Annotated in this window: 19 protein-coding genes; 12 read left to right on the plus strand and 7 right to left on the minus strand. The window is 51.7% G+C overall.

What is annotated here, in order from left to right; translation table 11 throughout:
- The 3 genes from AAK988_RS10640 to AAK988_RS10650 form a co-directional block, all read right to left on the minus strand.
- Positions 1-1,425, minus strand: a 1,425-nt coding sequence (locus AAK988_RS10640; protein ID WP_369872644.1) for a hypothetical protein, incomplete at its 3' end; no start/stop codon positions are given.
- A 351-nt stretch (positions 1,426-1,776) separates the two neighbouring features.
- On the minus strand, positions 1,777-2,526 hold the full coding sequence (locus AAK988_RS10645) for a hypothetical protein (RefSeq protein ID WP_369872643.1): 750 nt from the start codon (positions 2,524-2,526) through the stop codon (positions 1,777-1,779).
- Positions 2,527-2,757: 231 nt separating this feature from the next.
- A complete protein-coding gene (locus AAK988_RS10650; protein WP_369872642.1) occupies positions 2,758-6,885 on the minus strand; it encodes a YobI family P-loop NTPase in 4,128 nt (1,375 codons plus the stop codon).
- A gap of 510 nt (positions 6,886-7,395) precedes the next feature.
- Between AAK988_RS10650 and AAK988_RS10655 the strand changes: the two genes are divergently transcribed.
- From AAK988_RS10655 to AAK988_RS10665, 3 genes are all read left to right on the plus strand, one after another.
- Complete coding sequence (locus AAK988_RS10655; RefSeq protein ID WP_369872647.1) at positions 7,396-7,689, plus strand: DDE-type integrase/transposase/recombinase; 294 nt, start codon at positions 7,396-7,398, stop codon at positions 7,687-7,689.
- A 36-nt stretch (positions 7,690-7,725) separates the two neighbouring features.
- Positions 7,726-8,163, plus strand: coding sequence for an ATP-binding protein (locus tag AAK988_RS10660; RefSeq protein WP_369872641.1), 438 nt, complete (start codon positions 7,726-7,728; stop codon positions 8,161-8,163).
- Between the two features lie 163 nt (positions 8,164-8,326).
- Positions 8,327-8,551: a hypothetical protein gene (locus AAK988_RS10665; protein WP_369880739.1), complete on the plus strand. Its 225-nt coding sequence runs from the start codon at positions 8,327-8,329 to the stop codon at positions 8,549-8,551.
- Between the two features lie 17 nt (positions 8,552-8,568).
- Here the strand turns inward: AAK988_RS10665 and AAK988_RS10670 are convergent, their stop codons facing one another.
- On the minus strand, positions 8,569-9,039 hold the full coding sequence (locus AAK988_RS10670) for an ATP-binding protein (RefSeq protein ID WP_369880740.1): 471 nt from the start codon (positions 9,037-9,039) through the stop codon (positions 8,569-8,571).
- A 484-nt stretch (positions 9,040-9,523) separates the two neighbouring features.
- Here AAK988_RS10670 and AAK988_RS10675 point away from each other — a divergent pair, with 484 nt between their 5' ends.
- The 3 genes from AAK988_RS10675 (at position 9,524) to AAK988_RS10685 (ending at position 11,346) form a co-directional block, all read left to right on the plus strand.
- Positions 9,524-10,399 (plus strand): hypothetical protein, encoded by an 876-nt coding sequence (locus tag AAK988_RS10675; RefSeq protein ID WP_369872637.1) that lies wholly within the window; start codon positions 9,524-9,526, stop codon positions 10,397-10,399.
- A 327-nt stretch (positions 10,400-10,726) separates the two neighbouring features.
- Positions 10,727-10,951, plus strand: coding sequence for a hypothetical protein (locus tag AAK988_RS10680; RefSeq protein WP_369872636.1), 225 nt, complete (start codon positions 10,727-10,729; stop codon positions 10,949-10,951).
- A gap of 251 nt (positions 10,952-11,202) precedes the next feature.
- The gene (locus tag AAK988_RS10685) at positions 11,203-11,346 is read left to right on the plus strand and encodes a hypothetical protein (protein ID WP_369872635.1); all 144 of its coding nucleotides are present in this window, start codon (positions 11,203-11,205) and stop codon (positions 11,344-11,346) included.
- 1,249 nt (positions 11,347-12,595) lie between these two features.
- Here AAK988_RS10685 and AAK988_RS10690 read toward each other — a convergent pair.
- A complete protein-coding gene (locus AAK988_RS10690) occupies positions 12,596-12,880 on the minus strand; it encodes a helix-turn-helix domain-containing protein (protein WP_369872633.1) in 285 nt (94 codons plus the stop codon).
- A gap of 153 nt (positions 12,881-13,033) precedes the next feature.
- On the opposite strand from AAK988_RS10690, the gene AAK988_RS10695 reads away from it, so the two are divergent.
- The 6 genes from AAK988_RS10695 (at position 13,034) to AAK988_RS10720 (ending at position 20,047) form a co-directional block, all read left to right on the plus strand.
- The gene (locus AAK988_RS10695; protein ID WP_369872632.1) at positions 13,034-13,948 is read left to right on the plus strand and encodes an HAD family hydrolase; all 915 of its coding nucleotides are present in this window, start codon (positions 13,034-13,036) and stop codon (positions 13,946-13,948) included.
- 141 nt (positions 13,949-14,089) lie between these two features.
- Positions 14,090-15,070 carry a hypothetical protein gene (locus AAK988_RS10700; protein ID WP_369880741.1) on the plus strand — a complete coding sequence of 327 codons (981 nt, stop codon included), beginning with the start codon at positions 14,090-14,092 and terminating at the stop codon, positions 15,068-15,070.
- 329 nt (positions 15,071-15,399) lie between these two features.
- On the plus strand, positions 15,400-17,271 hold the full coding sequence (locus AAK988_RS10705; protein ID WP_369872630.1) for a polysaccharide biosynthesis protein: 1,872 nt from the start codon (positions 15,400-15,402) through the stop codon (positions 17,269-17,271).
- A complete protein-coding gene (locus tag AAK988_RS10710; protein WP_369872629.1) occupies positions 17,271-18,503 on the plus strand; it encodes a DegT/DnrJ/EryC1/StrS family aminotransferase in 1,233 nt (410 codons plus the stop codon). The genes AAK988_RS10705 and AAK988_RS10710 overlap by 1 nt, the downstream gene beginning before the upstream one ends.
- Positions 18,504-18,529: 26 nt before the next feature.
- Positions 18,530-19,216 (plus strand): sugar transferase, encoded by a 687-nt coding sequence (locus tag AAK988_RS10715; protein WP_369872628.1) that lies wholly within the window; start codon positions 18,530-18,532, stop codon positions 19,214-19,216.
- 9 nt (positions 19,217-19,225) lie between these two features.
- A complete protein-coding gene (locus tag AAK988_RS10720) occupies positions 19,226-20,047 on the plus strand; it encodes a glycosyltransferase (RefSeq protein WP_369872627.1) in 822 nt (273 codons plus the stop codon).
- A 46-nt stretch (positions 20,048-20,093) separates the two neighbouring features.
- On the opposite strand, the gene AAK988_RS10725 is transcribed toward AAK988_RS10720, so the two are convergent.
- Both AAK988_RS10725 and AAK988_RS10730 read right to left on the minus strand, forming a co-directional pair.
- Positions 20,094-21,341 carry an MATE family efflux transporter gene (locus AAK988_RS10725; RefSeq protein WP_369872626.1) on the minus strand — a complete coding sequence of 416 codons (1,248 nt, stop codon included), beginning with the start codon at positions 21,339-21,341 and terminating at the stop codon, positions 20,094-20,096.
- On the minus strand, positions 21,342-21,935 hold the full coding sequence (locus AAK988_RS10730) for an acyltransferase (RefSeq protein ID WP_369872625.1): 594 nt from the start codon (positions 21,933-21,935) through the stop codon (positions 21,342-21,344).
- Positions 21,936-21,937: the final 2 nt, after the last annotated feature.

Consider the following 21,937-nt stretch of genomic DNA (forward strand, 5'->3'; position numbering starts at 1 on the left):
TCGGCGCACACCGACCGATAGCGGACAAGCGCACCGATGGCTCGCGGAATCACGGACTGAAAACGCCGCAATAATCAATGTGCGCGACAAAAGGGCGCGGTTCGTATCATCCTTGATCTCCTGAAAACTGCGAGATGCCTTTTCGCGAGCGAACTCGTAAAAAACAGCGAGCACGAGTACGAGGGCAGACCCCACGATGAACGCAATTGCGTTGCCTTGGCCGATATTGATCCATACTGCTACGATGATTGCGCCCGCTAATGCGAGTTTAGCAAGCGCCACGCAGAGCGAAATTCGAACAGAAAGCTCGAGGCTTCCATTGATCCGAGGCATCCTCTTCTTGCTTTTCGCCTGAGGGTTCTGGGGATCCTCTTCCGCTCCTCTTATGTCGTTGATTTGGTATCTTGCCTGATATACCAAAACGTCGATCACGAGCAATGTGATGATCGTCAGGACAACTTTATCTTGTATATCTACATTTAAGTAGGCACCAGCCGCTATAGCGAAGAGACTTCCCTCCAGGACGAATAATGCTTTCAGGGCGTCGCCGGGGCGTGGATAGAGATAATAGAGCAGCGCCTCTCCCCACTTCGTCTTTTCCGAGCTGAGCCTCTTTGATTCTGCGCAACCTTCATGCCTCATGACGACTTCCTCCTTTATGTTGTCATAGATTCTTTTGCTGTTCGTGGTGCCGAACAGAAAGCCTCCCACGAACAGGAGGAGAAAGGCGGCCGCGATGCAAATGAAGGCCGTTCCGCCAGGCGTTTCCCGTATGCCACCTAGGAAAGCGATACCGAAGGCTGCGCATACGATGAAGATGCAGAGAAGGCTTGTGCCAAAGGAGAATAGGTACAGCCGAGATCCTAATGTATTCGAATGGGCGAGATTGAGGGTAACGAGAGGGGAGGATGTAGCGTTCCATCCGCAGGGAAGGTCGGCTGAAGCGCCGGACTCAATCAGAAGTTCACGGATTTTGTCTTCCAAATCGCGCATGTAGTGATAGCGAAATCCTCGCTCAAGTCCGATACTTGAGAAATAGAACAAGACGCCGAATATAAGGCAGACAATCACTGTTGCGTAGAACAGGGGATTTGCCACGACCTGGGCTATGTACTGATCGAAGCCCTGTTCTTCGTAACGCACGTCAAGATTGGCGGCGAGGCTTATCTGGGAAGCGGGGTCTCCGGTTATGACACCCGTAATACTTTGAATGGGCTCGGAGGTCAGCAAAGACGCGAGGGCGAAGACGATGGCCAGAACTGCGACGCCTGAGGTAGTTATCTGACTGATGTGGTCGAGCGAGGATCTGTGATCTTCGCGCGCTTGCTCGAGCTCGAACATAAGGTAGTTAAGCGTAGGCTCTTCTTCCAGGGCAACGAGCTTTTCGCGTATTTTCGTGCGGTGATATGGCTGCGTATATATCAAAAAGGATCACCTCTTCGAGTATTGATAAATACTTCTTGTTCTATTGTATAGGATGAATGAGCTATATGGTAATGAATCAATGCAATTGAATCAGGGATCGATCTGAGCGCTCTGAATTGGCGATATTGCAGGATGGCTGCGACAGGCTGTGTCGTAGACCAAGCACTGGTCGGATGGGCAAGGCAAATACCGCAGGCCAACGCAATGCCCTCGAAGATGAAACAGACAGCCGCTTGCTTCACCGAGACATGGGACGCAAATGAGCGATTCCTCTCATAGAAGAGAATCTGCGTCTCCGATATGCTGCTTCTTTTGTTAGTGCGGCATCTTGAGGTCGCTGATCGAGGTTGGCTATGCCAGGTATCCTCTTGCGCGTTTGCGTAGCTCCACGGGATTTGGCAGGTAGTTTTCTAAATTTTCTGGAACGATGATTGTTGGATTTGCGCTTCGGGCCAGATTGCGGCTATTTTCGTTAAATAGGTGACCGTAGGTCCAAAGGGCTTGATCGATTCTCTCGTCATTCTGACACTGGCGCAAGCCGAAACAGTGGTCGAGCATATAGCAGTAAGCTCGATAATCGTCCATCCAGTCTTTTGTGCTGCGCCAGAATTTGCGATAGCACCTGTCGCTAATTATGGCGCCAACGGGAATGGCGCTATGGCAGGCCAGCAAACCCAAATGAGCGAATTTGTCGTATATAGGGTATCTTCCGCTGCTGGCAAAATGCAGAAGAGTAATTGCGTAGACAAGGCCAACGCCAGGAAGGTTGACGTACTGCTCTATCGTTGGTTCAACCTCGGACGATTGAATGGCTCTCTTGTTGCCGCACGCAATCTTTGCTGCTGCATTGAGGTCGATTATGGTATTGCTGCGAGGAATAGCTAAGGTTCTGTGGTCTGTAGATTTCGAGCCGGCTTTCCATTCGAAAACTGCTCTAATATCGCTGTATCGAAGATTGGGCCGGAGACGGATCTTGCTAATGAGTTCCTCGAGTTGGTTATCCTGTGATGCGAATCGATACATTTCACTGTAAAACCAGATAAATTTGTCAGGATCGAAAGGATTGCCGAAGTTTGCTCCATCCGGTAGAAATGCCTTCAATTTTTGCTCTCCGTGCTCTCAAGATTTTCTGCGCATTGGTGGTCTCGGTTCTGATTGTGTCAGCTTGCGATGCTGTGCTAATGTGCTTTGACCAATTTTCGTCATTGGGGATTTGCTGCCCTTCTTCCGATGAAGCCTGCTCATCTTTTATGTAAGTTGGTCTATGGATGCAATCGTGCAGAGTTCTGTTTCCGGAGCCTAACCATTTTGCGTTGGCGAACCGTCGAAAACTCAAGCTCGGGGAAGTAGGGGCCGCTTTTCTCTACTCTGCGATGAATTACGGCTTTGCTTGCCGCTCGCTCTCATGATCCATATATCCTGGTTGTTCTGCTTGTCTCTCCACCATGCGCTAAGATGGCCACACTCTTTGAGCCGCTCTGCGACTTCTACATTCTCGTTAACGTAGTTGTTCGATCTAACTTTTCTTTTTTGCGAGCGTCCGCCTATCACTGCCGCAAAATCGGTCATTCCTAGCAAGGAAAAACAGGATTGGATCTGCTCGACGGGCATCTTGGGCATGTTGTCAATTAGCAGTTGAAGCTTGTATTCGACTGCTACCGAGTCAGCAGAAACGATAGAATTAATGATCTCTCTTGGAACAGAGTCGCCCAAGTCGGTTCCGCTGCTGGCTAGATCAAGGTATTTCGCTTCAATCGAGCGTCGGAGCCTTTCGGAGCCTTGTTCCCAAAGTGAGCTTAACGACTCTATCTCATCTTCGGTCAAATCGTACTCTAAAATAACGCTATTAGCCGCATCGCTGTACTCTCTCGAAAGTCGCGGCGGCGTAGAGGCGTGATTGAATAGGAACCCGCATTGTTCAGGATCGAGGCTGGTGTTTCTGTACATTGCATCCACGGTTCTCTCGTCTGCAATCAACTCTCCAGCTGCGATATGTTGGCAAAAAAGCTCGAAATGATTGAGCGCGAAAAGCAAGCTCAATTCGAAGCTGACCTGGTTTACCCCATCGTAGTTTCCCGGCGTGAAAGCAAGCAACTTTTTGTGAACTGCGACCTTGATTTTGGACGGGTCGGCCTCCTCAAAATCAATTGCATCATAGCTGCACTTGGCGCAGCATGTAAACGTATCAAAGCTCACGGAATCAACGTAGGGGGACTCGATCAGTTTTTGCAAGAACTCTTCCGACTCTTCGGCTGTCAGTACGGCCGTCAACGACACGGGGGTGTCGCCTGGCTTCAGCAGTGCGAAAAGGTACCCCAGCTTTCCTCCGATCTCTCCTGTTGCAGCATATGCGTGCAAAATGTTAGACGGAGAAGGCGCCAGGACGTCTTCGTCCAGCAGGATCGAGGCAAGCTCTTTTGGATAGTTGTCTGCGAATTGGACGCCAAGAAGGGGCAGATGCTCCACAAAACGTGCTGCTGAGTCGATGGAGAGCCTGCTGTTCCCTAGAATCCATGCTATAACCTCGTCATCTTCTAGAATCCATCTATCAGCTCCATCCATTAATTCAGAAAGCATCGAATCGACCTCTTGCTCTGCAACTACCTTAACCGGCTCGGTCTCCTGCTTGCAGACGGCCTGCAGCAACGCAATCGGATCCTCTCTCGCAACAACACCGTGTTGAGTTTTTAGCATTCCTTTTAAAATGCCTGCGGTTGCATGGAAGTATTTTGCTTGATAGACAAAAGACAGCGCCTCGGGGTTTGCCTCATCGAAATCGATTGCTGAAAAGATAAGCGGACGGATTCCTACTTCATTCGTCTCTCTGATGGCGTTCATAACGTCAGCTATGCCTGTTTGATCCAGCCAGTCGAAAGAAAAGGACAGAAACGAACCGTCAGTTGCTGCAATGCCATTCGTTTTCTCCCAAACAGCATCGGAGTACGGATCGCCGCACTCCCTAGATGCCAAATACTGGCGCGTCACAAAAGCCATCAGGCCCTCACGCCGGACAGAGCTTTTGTTCATGAAAACAAGATTTGGCAAAAGCGTCTCATCGGGAGGGAGCAGCATCAAATTCTGGAAACGGTCGGAATTTGCCAAATCGCAAACGAAACGAGCATCCGCCTTGCCGCTCAATGACCTAAGAAACACCTCTTGCTTTTCGCTGCGTGCTGGATCTTCCAGCGAAAATAGAGCCTCAATAAGCTGAAACACGCGACTTCCAGGCCGCGCGAAAAGCGAACGGTCCATTGAAGAAACAAGTAGCATTGGGTCGTCCATCTCCCGGCTTGGATCGACTCTATTTCCCGCAGAGACCATCATCAGATATTCATGGTCACGCGACGTAAGGCTGCCCTCCCTGAAAAGGCTCATGTAGTTTCTGAAAGAGCTGTCAATATATCCATTAATCAGCATCATCCGCACAAGGCGAACGCCTTTCTCCCCGTTTTTCTCCATATCCTTCTTTTGTTGGCTATCCTTTGGCTCGAAAAAACAGTCCAGGTCATAGCTGATTTCTTCATTCTGGCTTAACGCAAGTAGAGCGCCCAATCCGGCCTGAGAAATATCCTGCAAAAGGTTCTCGCACCTTTTCTTTCGCACGAGTTGATCGGGGCACTTGGCTGCTAACTGTTCGTTGATTCTCTCCTCGGTAGATTGCGAATTCCAATATGACTCTTTCCTTTGCTGCATGACGCGATGTAATTTCTCACTTACATTTGGAGCCCACTCGATAAGGCTAGATAAAGAATCAGCTTCGGTCAAACCATTCGCCACCCCATAGCTCCTCGCGCATTCGTGTAGTTCCGCATCCTGCTGAAGCGCTTTGAGCACCTCGTTTTCCCTTATATCGTTTCTGCAGGTATCAATTTGTTTCAATATTTGCGCTCGTGTCTTCTCTGCTGCATGCTTCATCTCGCATCGCAGTTCTTTTCGACTCGCTATCAAGTCGAAAAGATACCCCTCGTCGAACTGAAGTCTGGCAAAATCCGAGGGAAAGAGATTTTTATAGGTGATCAGGGAAAACAACTTTGAATAATTTGCTCTGGTCAATTTGGCTGAGTTAAGAGACAATCGCTCAGAGTAAATCAAAAACTCATTCACGATGTTATGCAGCAAACGCGCATCGTCGAGATAGAGCGAAATGTCCCTCTGGCATTCCTCCTCGGGGCTTTGCTCCAAGTTCGGAAACGAATCGCGGAGTACGCTGTACGAGTTCGAGTAGTCTAAGTAGGGAATCACCGGAATGATGAAATCAAAGAACTTTGTCCTGTCCCTTGATGCGAGCAAATCGTCTCTCACGAGATAAAAGAAGCGTAGTGGCTGACTGTTCACAGCCCCTTCAAAGGGATGGCCTTCGAAACGAGCTTTGAGGCAACAGCACAACTTAAAGAATGAACTCCTTTGCGGTCGCCGCCTGGCCGCATTGGCCAATTCGTTGATTTCTCGAAGTCTAACAAATATCTCAGCATTTTCGAACCGATCGATGTCTTCGAAAATGACAACATCATACCTACTTTCATTTAGCATGTAGACGATATCATCCATATAGCGATCGAAAAACGAATCCCCGTCCGCGTCGAAGAATTCTACCTCACTACCCTGAAACCCTACCCGTTTAACGAACTTCCTTATTGCACCTTTATGGATCAGGAAGGTTGCAATGCCGATCGAATAAGCGGCCCACGCTATTGTGAAAAAGCTTCTTGTGTCGGCCATAAATGTCGACAACGAAGGGGTCAGGACATTTCCTAGGGAGAGGAAGTACAGGACGGTAAAAACAAGATACACAGAAACCAGAACGACCGGCGCGACGGAAGGGCGATGTGTTTTCCGAAAGCGCGTCCTTGAAAGCACTTTAGGGCTCACGCGATGAATGATTTGGTTGATGATCTTGCCTTCCAAAGTTACAGTGGGTCCATGGGTCTTGCGCCCAGAGTCCGCTTTGGCACCAACCTCGTCAAGAGGTGAGCGATCGTCTCGCGTAGGCTCTTCGGTGCGCTCTGCGCGGTTTCCTTCTGCGTCTCCACCGTCAGAAGGGCGATTTCCGCTCGTCTCCGAATCGAAACGAGTAAGGGAGATAGTCAAAAATCTATGTCCTTTTAAGGCCCCGCTGTCAATGCAGCAAGACGTTCCGCGCACGGTCTTCTTGGCGTGTTCGGCGCAAGTTGAAGGGACGTCATCTTCGGGCGAATGGTCGTCGACTTGCAAGTCGCTAGTCTTTTGCCGGTCACATGCTTCGCTGTAATGCAGTTGCACCGCAGCCATCAAGCTGCTTTTACCGGAACCGTATCCTCCCGTTATTGCGATATTCCGAATATCGTCGTTGCTAAACACGAAGTCGAAAGCATCCTCGTATGGTTGCTCCAGTTTTGCGACTGAGGCAGTGAGCTTGGTAAAGCCACGTTGCGCCTGCGCGCTATCTTTCTTGCTTTTGCTGCTTGTATCCTGGTGGCTCATTCCGACCCCCTGAGAATTCTGCCCGTATGTTATGTTGTTGATACTATCATTATCGAGCCATGACCGTAAGATCATCTCTTACGTTTTGAGATAAGGCCAACTGTTGGTGCCATTCATCTGCCATTGATTCCATTCGCGGCCCATTGCCAGCGATGTGCTTCGCATCGGAGGGGCGGCGGTCATCGCCTCGACGGCCTCTCTCACGGCCGTCGGATCGGAGTTGCCGGCGTCCTCGACCGCTGCCTGTGCCTCCCCCTATCCCCTCACGTACTTGTCCGCCGTCTTGCTGTTGAGCCCGATGTCCTTGGCTATCTGCCTGTTGGTGTCGCCCGCCAAGTGGCGCTGGACGATCTACAGCTTCTTCCTCTTCTCCAAATCGACCATCTCCTTAAGATTGCCTCCTGCGACAGTCTAGCCGCCGGAGACCGAAATGGCCCGTTTTTAAAGCGAAACGTGGTCCGGATTTAAGTTGACGAAAACACTCACCGCCAAGCGCAAGCACAGTTCTTACTGAGGCGAGAGCGGCGAGGCGCCCGAAAACCTGGTAAGTTACGATTCCGCGCCGATTCTCCCAACCAGCTCGGGCTAACCGACATCACCGAGTCCTCCATCCCCGCCGACAAGGTCTGCCTGAGTTCGGTCATCGACTGCTTCGACGGGATGTGCGTCGCCTGGGCGCAGTCGACCTCACCCAATGCCGAGCTCGCGAGCGCGATGCTGGGCGTCGCGGCATCCAAGCCGCACGAAAGCGAGCGTCCCGTCGGCCACGGCGATCGGGGATGCCGTTACCGCCGGTCCGGCTAGATCGAGAGGCGTGAGCGTTACGGGATCACGCGCTCTGTGTCGAGGGGGCTGCTCTCCCGACAGCTCCGCGATGGAGAGATATCCAACGCCCTTGGAGTGGCTGCCTGCAACGCGTTCTGCACCGTGCGCTACACCAGGCTGCCGGAGCTGCTGGACGAGCTCGCCGTCTTCAAAGACGAGGAATGGCTCAAGCAGCGCAAGAAGTACATCAAGTGCGATCTGCTGATCGTCGACGATTGGCTGCTGGAGCAGGTCAAGCCAAATGAGGCCAGGGAGATTATGGAGGTAATCGAGGCGAGGGACAGGACCGGATCGCTCATCCTGTGCTCGCAGTTCCCGCCGTCGGCATGGCACGCGAACCTGGGCAACGGGGCCATTGCCGACGCCGTCATCGACCGCGTGGTGTACAAGTCCTACACCATCCACATTGCAGGCGAGGAATCTATGCGCAAGCGGATGAGAGGAATGGAATAGGAGCAAACCGACGAAGAGCGGGAGGGGTCGAAACGGCCCCTCCCGATTATCGGCGCTGCATGGAACAGGCATCGGCGCTGTGGACATACATCATCGGCGTAGCGTGGAACAGTCACCGCTCAGGCGTACCGTACGCAAGAGCGAAAGAGTTCTTATTGAGGATTTGATAACCAACGATCCGCGTTCTTTCGAAGAAGGACTGAAGGGTATAACTCCTTGGGCGTATATTTCGGAAGAACATAACGAAGTTGCTAGAAAGCGCTATATCGAAAGCTTCAAAACCGTAAGATATATTCAGGATAGACTGGAAGATATTAGGGGAGTTTCCTATTCCTGCAAACTGAGGATAAAAGAAGATGCACCGGGCGGTGGAGAAGGCAGGTGCTAGCTTCCGAATTAGGTTGGTTAGAGCCTTCTGCCGGGGGGGGTATGAGAGTGAAGGCGGTTTGGGTGCGACGGGCTGTTTGAGTCAGGCTTAAACAGCCACACCGAGGTCAGGGGTAAATCGCCAATCCCAGTCAAAAGAACTTCGCCAATACGCCAGCGATCGCAATCGTCTTCTGCCTCTGTGCTTCTAGATTCAGCTATTGGTCTTGATCGCCGTGGGCGACGATTCGATGAGACCGAGAATATCTCGAGCTCCGCCCCGCGGAAGCTCGCGCCCCTCATCATGAACACCGACGCGCGGTCGAACAGCCGGTCGAGCGTGCACAGCAGCGTGTCGTCGCCGGTGAAGAACTCGTCCCAGTTGTTCGTGGGGGTGTTGCTCGTCAGGATCATCGTGTTGGGGCACTCCTTCTCGTAGCGGCGGTCGACGACGTCGAAGAACGGATCCGTGCACGCCTTGTGGAACGTGTGGCCGAAGCGGCACCACATCGCCCACCAGCTGGCCGAGGGATACGGCCGGTTCGCGTGAGGCAGATGATGCCCCTCGTGTCGTTCGCGGCCGGTCTGGACTCGGGTATCGCCTTCTAGGGCGCGAAAGCCTCCGCCCCCCCATGAACTTTGCGCCGTCAACAGATTTGTGCTAGTTGATGTCTGTACATCAATGGATTACCCTAGTCTATTGGCAAAGCGACCGATGTGTGCTAAGGGTTCGACTGGCTGGAGAGATTGAGCCGCTTCGACGACAGAAAGGGATACGGCTGTGCAATCTGGTCGAGGAGGTCTTTGATAGAAGCATGTATCGTAAACCTCCTCGAGCACATATTGGCAACCGAAGCCAATCAACAGGATACGTTTCCCAGCTATGGGCTACAGCTCTCCATCAGTACAATTCCCGGGCGATCTGTGCGATTTGCAGTGGACAGAGTATCGGGAATGCGATTTGCCCAAGAACGCGCAGCGGAAGGAGTGCATCATGGCGGAGTTGTGTACGGGAATCAAGGGATCGAAGGCTTACTTGTTGGACAAGCAGACGCAGATGCCAATCCCTCAAATATCAGTTGTATCTTTCGTAGATATTTTGGGGTACAGCGCAAAGGTGCGAGAGGCCGCCAGGCAAGGGCAAACCAATGTGTTTCTGCATGACATCCAGCAGGCGCTCTTTGCCTCATCTGCTTACCTAGAGAAGGAGGCACCCTGCTACGCATTTAATTTTACGGATTCCGTCGTCATTGGATGGCCTATCGCCAAGAATGGTGACTCTGAGGTGCCGCTGTGCATCTCTTGCTGGAACTTAGCGATATTCCAACTAACCATGAGTCAATTCAATCTGTTTGTACGCGGCGGAGTGGCTGTTGGTGAGGCGTATTTCGACGAGTACTTGCAGTCCGGTGAGGCCTTTTTGAGCGCCTATGAGGTCGAAGAACATCAGGCTATCTATCCTCGCATCGTCCTCTCTGAGGAGGCGATAGCTGAGGCACAATCGAGCTGCGGTTACTATACGAGCCAGGATTGCCCCCTCAACTATTTGTTCGCGGTCGATGCGGATGGAGCCATTTTCGTCAACTACCTGTCGAGCTTGTTCGAGATCTTCGATGTTGAGACAGATAGGCAGGACATCGAGGAGTGCGTAATCGGGCATCGAGACATAATCGAGCGCAACCTCAAAGCTGCGGCAGGCAATCCTCACATATATCGAAAGTACCAATGGGCCGCCAAATATCATGATTTTTTCTGCGAAAGTATTCACCAATGGCTTGGGGCCGGCTTTGGTATCACGGTAGACTACGGCGCGGAGCGCTTCAGTTCTCCACGCCACCTTCTGGACGTGTTTCCTGGCTGGCTTGCTTGACCGATTCGCTTGTTGCCGGAATCCCGTGAATGGATGTGCGAGCTGAATTGCAAAGTTAGCGAGACGCTCTATGAAGTATGGGAGATTCCGGCCGGGCGGTCGGCTCTGCGGCGCCGGGTTAGGGCTCTTTCGGATTCAGCGGGATAGACCTGGGTGTGTTGGCTGTTCGGTTGTCGGACGGAATAGGAAACATGAGAGGGGGGCTGGAGCTTCTCTCCACAAAGCAAAGGGCCCTCGGGGGACATCGCGGGTTGGGATGCAACTACAAGGCTAACTTAAACAGCAGCTACCGTAGCGTCCGCGCCGCACTCATGAGGAGGCCCAGGCATGGAGTATCGCGCCAACATAGGCTTGGACGTGCACGTCGGAACCGTAGCCACGGCGGCGTTTGTCCCGGAGACCGTCGAGATTGCGGAGCGGGCGGCGTCCCTGCCACAGCCCGTACGCGAGCTGCGAGTCCGGGAGCCGACCGGTTTTGCGCTCCAGTGCTTCCTCGACGCACTGGAGTATTTTGATGAGGTAAAAACGAACCCCTCTTCCGCGGAGGTATAACCATATGCTGCATCTTGACGTCCGCCACTTTTCCTGCCTGTGCGTGAGGAATTGATAAGTAACTATTTCGAAAAGCCTCCTTTGAACGGCTTATGCGGAGAGGAGGGCATAACTCTCATCCTGCAGATAGCAACCTTTAGGGGCGGCTTGGCAATGGGCTCCATCATCTCCGATGTTAGCAAACTGTGAGATGTTCGATACGGATAGGGAAATCGAAGGACTGGTTCGAGCGCTAAGTTCGCCTGCGATCTATGCGCGATATTTTGACGACATTGCGATTCTGGGCCGAAAAGGGGTACGGGCGGTTTGCGGGCGCCGTGATCGACAAGATTGCGCGCAGGTCGGATGTGATCCACATCGAGGGCGACGAATCGATGCGCAAGCGCATCGGCTAGAAAGGCCAGTGAATATAGGGGCGCCGGATGCCCCGGTGCCCCTATTGGCACGTAACAGTTTTGGGCGGCACGGTGTGGCAGTTAGGTGCGGAACACCGTGGCAATCGACGCGCAATAATCATTCAGCTGAGCCTTTGGGAAAGGGGAGGGTATGCGGATCAGCTCTCCTCTTCTCCTTTAACCGACCGATTGAGCCATCAATCAAGTATTGTAATTGATTAATGGCTCATAATGATTAAATTAACGAAGGAAGTAATTGAAAGGAGACCAGCTATGCCTATTGTTAACGCCAGTACTGGTGGCTACCCTGCTGCCCTATCTTTGTCTGAATCGGATTATTCGAAGCTGCTGGGTCTCGATGACGGCGGTGTGACGTATTTGGAGGATACGAGCTACCTTCGTGCATCCCGATCGGGCGACTTGGTTGTGATTTACGAATCTAATGGAAGAACTTACGATGTGCTAGTTGGGAACCTCTAACCGCGTACGCAAATTTGGCGTGATGCTCAAGGTCTGCCCCGCTTGTCCGTCCTATTGCCGCAGCCTGTCCGTTCGGTGATGCTGGGTGCGAGAAAGGTTGGGAACGGGCGGCCAAAGCCATTGTGCTGTTCTGAGCCACAGATGGGAGTCGCTTGTTGGCCTGTCGAGGCCGTGCTGCCATAGCCTTCGCGCGATGAAAGGTAAGGAGAATCGTCCTTCGTCGTGCGGCTCTTGTTGGAATGAGCGACCAGCGGATATGGGACAGCAGACAAGTTGGGATGGGCTTTGCGCCTTTGGGCCGCGTGCGAGGAGGGGCTTGGGCTGGCAAGTAGTTTAATGGCCTGTGACTAGCTTTGCGGCGCGTGCAACGTACTTCCATAGGCTGACGATGCGCGATCGAGTTCTGAGCATTGGTGTAGCGGACGTTTTGCGGGCCGAATCGTCGCGGCATGAGAATCGATCATCGGTGCAATCGTATATTGCGAAGTAGATCGATCCGAGAACGGCGATGACCGCAATGGGTACTTTATCGGCTTCGATCCTGACTGTGTCTGAGGCTCTCGATCCTGTTGAGCCTGCAGCCTGAGTCTGGCCTCGTGTTGCGCACGCTGGTACCCGGATCGCTGAACCCGGTCTGGCGCAGGAGCCGTGTGCAGCCGGGCGTCCCCACTCGGCGTCGATGAACCCTCGCGCCTTAAGGGTAGAGGGACTTCCGGGACAGTTCGAGCTCTGCGTCGCATGTATGTACTGCGAGCATGTATGGTCTCGGCTACCCGGCTGCCGAGATTGCGTAGAAAGAAAGGCGACGCCCTGGAGGTGCCGTTCTAGGAGCAGCGGCGGCCGGTGCGTGCAGACGCCGGCTGCCGCAGCGGTTGCCTCCCGTCGAATTGTTCAAATTGAGCGCATCGAAATGCTCACGCGGGCTTGTCAGAAACGCCCTCACGTACTTGTCCACCGTCTTGCGGTTGAGTCCGATGTCCCTGGCTGCCTGCCTGCTGGTGTCGCCTGCCAGGTGACGCTGGATGATGTCCAACTTCTTCCTCAAATCGACCATCTCCCAAAGATCGCTTCCGGCGACAGTCTAGACGCCGGTGGCCGACTCAAGCTGATCCAGAAAGTTTGGTTTGCCCTGGGACTAAACCCGTACACTGCTAGTGCTATCTTCATGGCATAATTACCTGCGCAGGGAAAAGAGAGAGGAGCTGCTATGGCGAACGTGATTGCTATCGTTTGGGATTTCGACAAGACGCTGGTGGACGGCTATATGCAGGATCCAATCTTCGAGGAGTATGGCGTTGATGCCACAGCTTTTTGGGCTGAAGTGAACGCTTTGCCTGAGAAATACGAACGGGAGCAAGGCGTGAGGGTGAATCCCGACACCGTTTATCTAAACCAATTCATCCGATATGCAAAAGAAGGAAAGTTTCCTGGGTTGAACAATGAGAAGCTGAAGGAGTTCGGCAAGAAACTGAAGTTCTATAAAGGTGTTCCCGAAATATTCGATGCAGTTCGAAAGGCCGTTGAGGACGACCCGATATACCAAGAGTACGATATTCGGGTGGAGCACTATGTGGTAAGCACGGGGATGCTGAAAATTATCGAAGGATCGTCTGTCGCAGATAAGATGGAACATATTTGGGGATGTGAACTGATTGAGGAGGAGATTGATGGAGAGAGAATAATTAGTGAAGTGGGATACACCATCGACAATACCAGCAAGACCCGTGCGCTGTTTGAGATTAACAAAGGCGTCCACCGCCCAGATCGTGGAGATATCAACGTTAACTCCAATGTGCCAGAAGAGTTGCGTCGTGTGCAGTTCATTAACATGGTTTACGTGGCCGACGGGCCTTCTGATATCCCCTCTTTTTCCCTTGTGAATAAACACGGTGGTTCGACTTTTGCAATATATCCACGAGGAGATATGAAGGCGTTGCGCCAGGTGGAGCAGATGAGGGAAGAGGGGAGAATTCAGATGTTCGCAGAAGCGGATTATTCTGAAGGAACAACTGCTCATATGTGGCTTTGCAACAAGGTGCAGGAGTGCGCTCGAAGGATGAGGGACGACGAGAGAAGGCGCTTGAGCGATGGCTCATCCTCCGCCCCCGTGCATCTAAGCTGAAGTTGAAATACCTGGCAAAGCTGACTTAAGGGCATCACGGTGGAGGGCTACATGGAGCTGTCGAATGACGACAAGTAAACTAGACGAGCTCGCGTCTCGTGGTCTAAACAGGCGCGTTTCGTGCCAGAGGAGATCTTCAGATTGAGATATTCCGAATTCAATTCGTTTGACATTGCGTGGGTGAACCGAACTGAGTACCCAGAAAAGATCCGCGAAGTTGTTCGGTGGTTCTGGACTGTGTTGCTTTGCATGCTTTTTGTTGAGGCGACTGCATTCTTCGCTGTAAGCAGATTGGTTCCTGGTGTAGTAATCTCCGAATATCTTGCCTTAAGACTCGGTTTTGCGACGGTGCCGGATTTGATGGGCGGTGTATATGTCATCCTTTTTGCAGCTGCGTTGATTAACACTCTTTTCTCTTTCTTCTTTTCGGCGATGGCGGCTAATATCCTATCCAAGCCTGTGAATCCTATTTACTTTGCTCGGCACGCCGTCATAAATAGAAGGAAAGGGAGGGGAGCTGAAACCAAAGAAATGAAGCAGTTTGGCTTAGAACGCCGTTACTTTATCAGGATGGTGGATGGTGAATACCTGCACGATTTGGATTGCGGTATTGAGATTGCCAGGATGTCTCATCTGAACAAAGGGTATAACATGACGGAGGCCCTGTTCTCGTATCACGAGTATCTATCTCGAGCGAGAGGGGTGCGTTATGTCAGGGTTCCGCTCGACACCGTGAGCGAGTCTGGGGAAGATACGCTCGGCGAGGTTCTGGGCGCAATGTACTCATCTTCTTCGAAAGATGCGGACATCGTGGTCAGATTCCGCATTACTGGATATATGCCAGACGGTACCATCGCTACTAGGATCATCAACTACTCGTCGGATTACTGCCTAGATGGTTATGAGTTCGTTTCTATCAGAGAAAGCACGCTGAATAACCGGTCAATTCCTGCGGGAACAAAGGAACGCATCTATTTCAATCATTTTCAAAAGGTCTACAAGATGGAGGATCCTCCCTGCTTTTGCGGCGGCGAGCAAAATGCGCACGAGCAGTTGATCGAGAGGGGGAAGCGTGCTCCCGATTTGTACGATAGATTGAGAAACGCCATCCGAAGGGTATAGGCGCGTCTTGCGCACATGCTTGGGTGTTGTGGTGGCATGGTCGGATGCCTGGAATTCTCTTGTCCCGTTATAACGAAGAAGCTAGCTTAGTCTGCGTTCTGTCTAGAGGGATTGCCCTGGCTGGTAGGGTATCCCGTGGGGCTTTAGCGTGCAACTTCTAGTCGAGTTGCCAGTTGTTGTCACGCCATTGCGTACGCCGAGGTTGCGTATGTCGACGTTTCTCTGTGTCTATCTGGTGATTCGGGCTATGTTGCAGTATCATTTATTTTTGCAGTGAATGCGAAACTGACAGCACCAAACACGAGCATCGGCAAGGAATCCAGAACGTAATGGCGACAAGGATTGATAGGGCGCGACAGCTGATTCGGGCATTGCCTCTAGTTGTGATCGACGCAATGGCGACCATTGTGGCTTTTCTCATTGCCACATGGGGAACACGAGCCTTTGAGCTTGATGTTGATTCTCTCGGGTTTGTGGCTCATCTTGCGTATCTTGTTCTGATTAATCTCATTGTGTTCGGTGTCTTTCGCATGTATAACAGCATGTGGGAATATGCGAGCATCGATGACGCTGCGCGTATTGTGATGGCAACTTTGGCGGGATCGGTTATTGGCGATGTAACTGGTGCATTGATTTTCGGTGGTCGCATGCCAATGCGCGTATATCTATGCGCATGGGCTATACTCCTGGTTATTTGCGGCATGGCAAGGTTTCTCATTCGTGCAAACTCCAATGGACGCCGCTGGTCGTTTATGGGCGTCAAGTTCACAGGTCTTCCGCGAACTCTTGTGGTGGGCGCAGGCGAGAGCGGCTCACTTGTGGTCTCGCGTATGCTGGCGGGAAGCGATGATATCTCCGGATGTCCGATTGCGTTCGTGGATGACGACCCGGACAAAATCGGAAGGCGAATTCACGGAGTCAGGGTTGTGGGGTCTTGCGAGGAGATCGCAAGGGTTTGTTCCCGTAATGACATTGATCAAATTGTGGTCGCGCTGCCATCTGCCTCGCTTGCCCAGCGTCAACGGGTTTTCAATTTGTGTGTGGAAACGGGCCGCAAAGTTCTCGTTGTGCCCGAAGTGATCAAGGATATTCCTGAAGACCAAATAGGAAAACTTCCTGTTAGAGATGTGGAAGTATCCGATCTTTTGGCTCGGGACGAGATTGACCTGGACAAATCTCTTGTGGGAACGTACTTGAGTGGAGCTGTAGTTTTGGTCACGGGTGGCGGTGGATCCATCGGAAGCGAAATCGTGCGGCAGCTACTGCCTGCCAAGCCGGCTAAAATCGTTCTCTTCGATATATACGAGAACACAGTTTACGAACTGTACCATGAGATAACGCGCGATGCGAAAGCGGCTGGCATCGAAATTGTGACGGAGATCGGCTCGATCACCCATATGCCGGCGCTCCAGGAAGTGTTCGAGCGCCATCATCCCCAAGTGATATTTCACGCAGCCGCCCACAAGCATGTTCCCCTTATGGAATCGAATCCTCGCGAAGCGATAGAGAACAATGTTTTCGGCACCCTTAATGTTGTCCGTATGGCTCACGAGAGCGGCTGCTCGCACTTCATCCTCATTTCGACGGACAAAGCTGTAAATCCTGCGAATGTCATGGGGGCAACGAAACGCGCATGTGAGATGATCGTTCAAAGCTACGCGCGTAAATCAGATACCATTTTTGCCGCCGTCCGTTTTGGCAATGTTCTGGGATCCCACGGCTCGGTCATCCCCCTGTTCAAACGACAGCTGAAAAACGGTGGCCCCATCACTGTGACGCATGAGGATATTACGCGCTACTTCATGACCATCCCCGAAGCGTCGCGACTGGTTATCACCGCCGGCGCCCTTGCCAAGGGGGGAGAAATCTTCGTCCTCGATATGGGTGAGCCTGTGAGGATATACGATTTGGCCACGAACCTCATCCGTCTTTCTGGCTTGAGGGTAGGGGAGGATATCGAAATCGTCGTGACCGGGCTGCGCCCTGGCGAAAAGCTCTACGAGGAGCTCAACCTCGATGACGAGCCCACGGTTCCCACGGCCAACGGGGCGATAACTGTTATTACTGGTGCTCGACCGGAGGTTGACACCGTGGACGATCGTCTGTCGGTTTTGCGGGAAGCGTTAAGTGGGGATGACGCAGCATTGAAGAAGGCTCTTCGAGACGTCGTGCCAACCTATCGGCCGCAGAACGAGAAGTGATGGGAGTTGATATGGGTTCAGATAGCGTCATTCCTTTTTCGCCGCCAGACATCACCGAGGAAGAAATAGCCGAAGTCGCAGATGCGCTGCGCTCTGGCTGGATAACAACGGGTCCCCGGGTTAAGGAGCTGGAACGGCGAATCGCCGACTTTCTGGGCGTTGCGAAGTGTGCCTGCCTCAACTCTCAGACTGCCTGTGCGGAAACCGCTTTGCGGATCGCCGATATTGGTTCCGGAGACGAGGTAATTGTTCCAGCTTACACCTATACCGCGACAGCTTCCGTAGTGTGTCACGTGGGCGCTACGCCTGTTATCATTGATTGCGCACGCGGCTCGTACGAAATGGATTACGATCTCGCTGCGGCGGCGATAACGCAGAGGACCAAGGCCATTATCCCTGTTGATCTCGGGGGTGTTCCCTGCAATTACGACAGGCTCTTTGAGCTAGCCGAATCGTCCCGGAGCATCTTCCGTGCAGGTAGCGAGTACCAGCGCCATTTGGGCCGTATCGCTATCTGCGCCGACTCAGCGCATGCTTTCGGTGCGCAGTGGCGCAACTCTATGCTCGGCTCGCTGGCTGACTTCACCTCCTTCTCCTTTCATGCCGTTAAAAACTTTACGACGGCGGAAGGGGGTTGCCTTACGTGGAAGGCGCCTGATGGCTTCTCTGACGATGAGATTTATCATGAGGCTCAGTTGCTCTCTCTTCACGGTCAATCGAAGGACGCGCTCGCCAAAACGAAGGCAGGTGCTTGGGAGTATGACATTCTCGGCCCTTGGTACAAATGCAACATGACTGATATCCAAGCCGCCATCGGCTTGGTTCAACTGAAGAGGTACCGAGGGCTTTTGGAGCGACGTCATCAGATAGTCGGTCGCTACGACGAGGCGATGAAAAGCCTTGGTGTTGAAGTTTTGCCGCATCTTGCGGAAGACTACGCTTCGTCCTGTCATCTCTACATGTGCCGAATTCCTGGCTTAAGCTACGATCAACGCGGCGACCTCATAGAGCGAATGGCTCAGAAAGGCGTATCCGCGAACGTGCATTACAAGCCTCTGCCCATGCTCACCGCATACAAGAACCTCGGGTTTGATATTTCGGATTATCCGAATGCCTATGAGATGTTCTTGAACGAAGTGTCGCTGCCGCTTCACACGTGCCTAAACGACGATCAGGTTGAGCGTGTGCTCGCGGTGTTTGAGGAAAGCCTCAGGGAGGTTCAGTGCGCTTAATACCCTGGGAAGAGCTGCCCGCAGACATGCGGACGGAAGAAGTGCGCCCCTTCTATGATTTGCTCGCGAAGAAACGTGGACAGTTGCTTGTGAAGCGCCTGGTAGATATTTGCGGATCCGCTGTTTTGTTGGTTCTCCTCAGCCCCGTATTTGCTGTTTTGGCCATTGCGATTAAGGTCGATTCGCCTGGACCGGTATTTTATAGGCAGCTTAGGGTGACGCAGTACGGTAAGCGATTTCGCATATTTAAGTTTCGAACAATGTGCGATAGAGCGGATCAAATTGGGTCAGCGGTGACGGTGGGCAACGACGCCAGGGTGACGCGAGTTGGCAAAGCCATACGCCGCTTGCGACTCGACGAGATCAGCCAACTTGTTGATGTATTCAGAGGAACGATGACTTTTGTTGGCACGCGTCCCGAGGTTCCGCAGTACGTCGATGCCTACACCCCTCTAATGAGGGCAACGCTTCTTTTGCCGGCTGGGGTAACATCAATGGCGAGTATCACGTTCAAAGATGAAGCGGATATTCTCTCATTTGCTGACAATGTTGATGACGCTTATATTCGAAGCGTTTTACCGCGCAAAATGGAGTTTAACCTTCGGGACATCGAATCTTTCTCTGTTTCCAGAGACTTTTCTATTATGCTTAAGACGGTTTCTGCGGTTTTTGGAGAAACCTCATGTTCCGGTGAGGCTGACGAGCAGGTATGATGGAGCATCATGATGGGCTATAGCGTACTTATGACAGTCTATAAGGGGGATTCTCCTGTTTATTTTCGGCGGAGTCTTTCTAGCATGATTGGACAAACTGTGCCCTCCGATGACATAGTAGTGGTTGAAGATGGCCCAATCCCCGAGTCGCTAAGATGTGTAATCCGGGATTTTAAAGAGCAAGGTTATCCTATCAACACGATCGAACTGCCTCAGAATGTCGGCCTGGGTCTCGCTCTTAATAGGGGTCTCGCTCAGTGCAAGCATGATCTCGTGGCGCGAATGGATGCGGATGATGTCTCGCTTCCTCAGCGGTGCGAGCGATTACTCGCGGTTTTTCACACGGATCCGACGCTTGACGTTGTTGGAAGTCCTGTTTTGGAGTTCCAGGGGAGTGAGACGAGCATTACGGGGGTTCGTGATGTTCCGAAAACCAATGAAGATATACATCGTTTTGCGAGACGTAGGGATCCCTTTAACCATCCTGCGGTAATGTACAAAAAGGAAAGCGTCTTAAGGTGCGGGCCTTATGGTGATTATCGCAAGAACCAGGATACAGATCTTTGGATAAAAATGTTATCTCAGGGCTGCAGGGGAGCGAACACGGAAGAGCCTCTGCTGCTCTTTCGCTTTGATGAGTCGACGTTGGGTAAACGAAAGAACTGGCAAAATACGAAATCGCTCATAGGCATACGTCATGCGGCCTACAAAATGGGGTTCTCATCGTTTACCGATTGGCTAGTGGTTGCCGCAGTTCAGCTGGGCATGTATGCGCTCCCTGCGGGTTTCCAGAAAGCAGTTTATTCGATGCTGCGCAAACGGGAGGTTTAACTGCTTTGATTGCGAGGGGCTAGTTTAAGCCTCTCGCCAACACCATCTACTTCAACAAAGCTGTTTCGATTGCTACAAATTCTTGGCGTACCTTTGCAATCGTTACGCCTGTTTCTTTTATGTAGGTCACGAAAAACATGAGACCACAGATAGTGTACGAGAAGACGGTCGACAAAGCCGCGCCGAATGCTCCATATGCGGGGACTAACGCCGCAGCTGCAACGAGGTTCATGAAGACGGACACCATCAGCAGCGCCACAACTCTCCCCGATTTTCCTTCATTGACATATATTGGATGGATCAATTTGAACGCCACCATCGGAATAATGCCGATAAACACCACGAGAGTGGTTGGGTAAGCGGCTCGGTACGCATCCCCGAACACCAGACCAAGAAACCACTCTCCCAAGAAAGCAAATGCGATGCATATTGTCGCGCATATTGCCATATTAATAAGCACTAAGCAAATAGTCCGAGCATCCATCCGATTTCTGGCACTATCGTGATAAATCAGTTCTTTAAAGGCATCGGGGATAAACCATAGCATATTGGAAAGTGAATATGCCGTTCCGAAAAGTCCGATCTCGTAATCACCGGAGTTGAAGAAATTCAATACAATCACATCTACATTGTAGTTGCATTGAATCAGTAGCGCTAAAACAGCAGTTGGCAAGCCAAGGCGAAGCGTCTCTTTGATGAAAGCCCAGTCAAGAAGTGGTGGAGACACCACAAAGAGATGTTCCTGAATCCCGCAAGCAACAATTTCGAATATTGCCTTTCCGATCAAGCAGGCCACAATGGCAAACAGACTTTTCGGAAAGAGAAGAAAGACGAAGAAGTTTGCGATTGCATACAAAACTGAAGACAGCAACAAAATGAGGTTTCTCTTGCGGATGTTCTCAATCAAAGCAATGAAAACAATCTGATTCGCTAGAATCTGTGCAATAGCCAAGATGCAGATGGAAGCAACTTCACCTCGCTCGGGCAAGAGGATTAGAATGAGAGGTAAGCATGCGCAATAAAAAGCAAACTGACCCCAAATTAAGGTTAGAACTCCAGATCGGGCTCTTTGTTCGCCGAATATTTTAATCAACGGAACATACGCGAACGTGATTCCCAGATTTGCTATCGATTGAATCAAGCTAGCATAAACAGTAATTGTCGTATAGCCGCCCCTGAGGTCGACGCCTAGAGACCGGTTGATTAAAACCGAGCTTGCGAATCCAACTATGATAGACAATAAACGAATTGCCACAGGCGACGAAACCAGGCGCCAAATTCGTTTCGGGCCCATCTAATCTAGTTCCTCTCTATCAACCAGCTCAAATCCAGTGCCGGCAAACACTTTGCCATATACCATACCTTCTTCAACGAGTTTCTCATACCTTTCGGAGCTCCTCTTCTTCACCACCTCGGCTTTTTTTCCTAATACTACTGAATGTGGAGGTATATAACCGGCAACAGTACAGCCCATTCCCACAATTGAACCTTCCCCGATATGGGCCCCAGGAGCAAGAGAGACATTGCCCGCCACCCATACGTTGTCTTCAATAACTATGGGTAAATCGATCTGTCGCCTATCGTAGGGAACTGCCATAAGGTCGCTCGAATCGTAATTATGGCTTCCCGACACCGCGAATACTCTCGGGCCGATCATGCACCCGTTCCCAATTGCAATTCGGGATATCGCGTCGAAGTAGCAACCCGATCCGATAAACACATAATCGCCAATATAAATATTATTGGAGTTGTTGAAGACGATGTCTCTGCCGCCTAGCCTAAGATTTCGTCCGAGTGACCCCAGCACAAAACTTTTCAACCCGAGACGTATCCGTCTCTTCGAAGGGGAAATGCCAACAAGAAGTCGCTTTTTTATTTCAGCAAGCATAG

The organism is Adlercreutzia muris (assembly GCF_041223505.1).
Lineage (GTDB): Bacteria > Actinomycetota > Coriobacteriia > Coriobacteriales > Eggerthellaceae > Adlercreutzia > Adlercreutzia muris.

Excerpts from the sequence above, each read along its gene's own strand:
- AAK988_RS10650 (WP_369872642.1), bottom strand. The coding sequence starts at position 6,885 with ATGAGCCACCAGGATACAAGCAGCAAAAGCAAGAAAGATAGCGCGCAG.
- AAK988_RS10670 (WP_369880740.1), bottom strand. The coding sequence starts at position 9,039 with ATGTGGTGCCGCTTCGGCCACACGTTCCACAAGGCGTGCACGGATCCG.
- AAK988_RS10675 (WP_369872637.1), top strand. The coding sequence starts at position 9,524 with ATGGCGGAGTTGTGTACGGGAATCAAGGGATCGAAGGCTTACTTGTTG.
- AAK988_RS10680 (WP_369872636.1), top strand. The coding sequence starts at position 10,727 with ATGGAGTATCGCGCCAACATAGGCTTGGACGTGCACGTCGGAACCGTA.
- AAK988_RS10685 (WP_369872635.1), top strand. The coding sequence starts at position 11,203 with ATGCGCGATATTTTGACGACATTGCGATTCTGGGCCGAAAAGGGGTAC.
- AAK988_RS10690 (WP_369872633.1), bottom strand. The coding sequence starts at position 12,880 with ATGGTCGATTTGAGGAAGAAGTTGGACATCATCCAGCGTCACCTGGCA.
- AAK988_RS10695 (WP_369872632.1), top strand. The coding sequence starts at position 13,034 with ATGGCGAACGTGATTGCTATCGTTTGGGATTTCGACAAGACGCTGGTG.
- AAK988_RS10705 (WP_369872630.1), top strand. The coding sequence starts at position 15,400 with ATGGCGACAAGGATTGATAGGGCGCGACAGCTGATTCGGGCATTGCCT.
- AAK988_RS10710 (WP_369872629.1), top strand. The coding sequence starts at position 17,271 with ATGGGAGTTGATATGGGTTCAGATAGCGTCATTCCTTTTTCGCCGCCA.
- AAK988_RS10715 (WP_369872628.1), top strand. The coding sequence starts at position 18,530 with ATGCGGACGGAAGAAGTGCGCCCCTTCTATGATTTGCTCGCGAAGAAA.
- AAK988_RS10720 (WP_369872627.1), top strand. The coding sequence starts at position 19,226 with ATGATGGGCTATAGCGTACTTATGACAGTCTATAAGGGGGATTCTCCT.
- AAK988_RS10725 (WP_369872626.1), bottom strand. The coding sequence starts at position 21,341 with ATGGGCCCGAAACGAATTTGGCGCCTGGTTTCGTCGCCTGTGGCAATT.
- AAK988_RS10730 (WP_369872625.1), bottom strand. The coding sequence starts at position 21,935 with ATGCTTGCTGAAATAAAAAAGCGACTTCTTGTTGGCATTTCCCCTTCG.